Source organism: Roseateles sp. P5_E11, assembly GCF_054049355.1.
The window spans coordinates 1-1,838 of sequence record NZ_JBFUMO010000842.1 but is presented as its reverse complement, the minus strand read 5'-3'; the positions used below and the strand labels follow the sequence as shown (position 1 = coordinate 1,838).

Genomic DNA, 1,838 nt, shown 5'->3' with positions numbered 1-1,838 from the left:
ATGCAGGCCCGATTGCGAGCGCCCGACGACCCCGTGCGTCGTCAAGTCTTGACCTCCGGCAGCGCCACAGCGGCTTGTCCGACGCGGGCGTCGGGTGGCTTTTCTTATCGTCGTGGCGTGTCCATGTGACATCACGAGGTCCCACGATGCGCCGCTTTCTTCGCCACGAGGTCCATCCTGACAACCCGCAAGCGCGCCTGCTCCAGGCGACTGCGGACAGGCTGCGCGCCGGCGCGATCGCCGCCCTGCCGACGGCGGCCGGGTATCTGATGGCCTGCCGGCTCGACGACAAGGCGGCCGCAGCCCGGTTGCTGCGCGTGGTGGACGAGCGCCAACCCGTCATGCTGTTGTGCCGCGACCTCGCCCAGGCGGCCACTTATCTGCGCATCGACGACCGCGCCTTCCGCGCGGTCAGGGATGCCGAGGCGGGTGCCGCTGCCTTCCTGCTGCGCTGCACCCACCGCGTGCCGCGCCGCCTTGCTGCGGCGGCTGGCGGCGCAGGCTTGCTGTATTTCGGCGCCCATCCGGTCTGCCAGGGCCTGTTGGGCCTGCTCGACGAAGCGCTGCTCGTCACGCCGCCGCTTTGGGGGCAAGGCGCAGAAGACCTCGACCTGCTCCCGATTGATGCCCAGGCGGTGCTGGACGTCGCCCTCGACGTTGGCTCGCTCGAACCCCAGGATCTGGCGTGGGTGGAGCTGTTCCAGCCGTCCCGGCCGAGCCTGGCGCGTTGGCCCGTTGGCGTGGCGCAGTCCGAGGTGCGGATGGCCGCCTGAATGACCTGCCCAAAACCTATTCGATGTTTTGCACCTGTTCGCGCATCTGCTCGATGGCGACTTTCATCTCGACGGAAATATTGGTCAATTCCAGCGCGGCGGATTTGGAGCCCAAAGTATTCGCTTCGCGATGTAATTCCTGAATCAGAAAATCCAGGCGTTTGCCGAGCTCGCCGCCCTTTTTCAACAGGCGGGTCAGCTCTTCGAGGTGCGCCCGCAGCCGCCCGAGTTCCTCGGCGACGTCGATGCGGATGGCAAAGGCTGCGGCCTCGTTCAGCGCGCGCTCCTGCAAAGCTTCCTGCGGCACGCTGCTGCCAGCGCCGGTGGTGGCCAGCGCCTCCTGCCAGCGCTCCAGGAAGCGCTGCTGCTGGCGCGCCACGACGGCGGGCAGCAGCGGCTCGGCCTCATCGGCCAGCACGCGCAGCCGTGCAATGCGCTCGTTCAGGATGGCCACCAGCTTCTCGCCCTCGCGTTCGCGGGCCTCGGCCAGGCCCTGCACGCAGGCCTGTGCGGCCTCGAGCGTCGTAGCGTCCAACTGGGCTGGTGCCGCCGCGCCGCTCTTGCACCAGTTCAAGGCCTCATGGACAGACAGCGGCGCCGCCTGCGGCAGCCAGGTGAGTACCTTGGCTTCCAGGCTGGCGAGGCGGTTGAGCTGCTCGGGCTGGGGTTGCGGCCAGGCGCCATCGGCGTCGCGCTGGGTGTTGATGCGCAACTCGATCTTGCCGCGCTTGAAACGTGCCGCGATCAGCTCGCGCAACTGGGGTTCAAGGCCGCGCATCTCCTCGGGCATGCGCATGGACAGGTCCAGGAACCGGCCGTTGACCGACCGCAATTCGACGCTGACCGACGCTTGCGCTGAACTGTTGCCGTCCTCGGCTTTAGGGGGTTGTGCCAGGGAATTGGCGTACCCGGTCATGCTGTAGACTGGCATTTCGCATCTCGCAAAACAGACAAAACGCGATTATGTCCAAGCCGAAGCCGGCGCCCTTGCCCGCAGGCACGGTGGTTGGGGGCTATCAGATCATCAAGCGGCTGGCGGCGGGCGGTTTCGGCGTGGTGTATCTC

At 67.2% G+C, this 1,838-nt stretch carries 2 protein-coding genes and 1 pseudogene; 2 read left to right on the top strand and 1 reads right to left on the bottom strand.

Going from position 1 to position 1,838, the window contains the following annotated elements; translation table 11 throughout:
• Positions 1-146 precede the first annotated feature (146 nt).
• The gene (locus ACXJKR_RS31265) at positions 147-773 is read left to right on the top strand and encodes a Sua5/YciO/YrdC/YwlC family protein (RefSeq protein WP_056195332.1); all 627 of its coding nucleotides are present in this window, start codon (positions 147-149) and stop codon (positions 771-773) included.
• A gap of 16 nt (positions 774-789) precedes the next feature.
• Here ACXJKR_RS31265 and ACXJKR_RS31260 read toward each other — a convergent pair whose 3' ends face one another.
• On the bottom strand, positions 790-1,704 hold the full coding sequence (locus ACXJKR_RS31260) for a YicC/YloC family endoribonuclease (protein ID WP_457326165.1): 915 nt from the start codon (positions 1,702-1,704) through the stop codon (positions 790-792).
• Positions 1,705-1,736: 32 nt separating this feature from the next.
• Between ACXJKR_RS31260 and ACXJKR_RS31255 the strand changes: the two are divergent.
• A pseudogene (locus ACXJKR_RS31255) lies at positions 1,737-1,838 on the top strand (serine/threonine protein kinase); the annotation flags it as partial.

Bases quoted from the DNA above. Each gene is read 5' to 3' on its own strand.
- ACXJKR_RS31265 (WP_056195332.1), top strand. From the start codon at position 147: ATGCGCCGCTTTCTTCGCCACGAGGTCCATCCTGACAACCCGCAAGCG.
- ACXJKR_RS31260 (WP_457326165.1), bottom strand. From the start codon at position 1,704: ATGCCAGTCTACAGCATGACCGGGTACGCCAATTCCCTGGCACAACCC.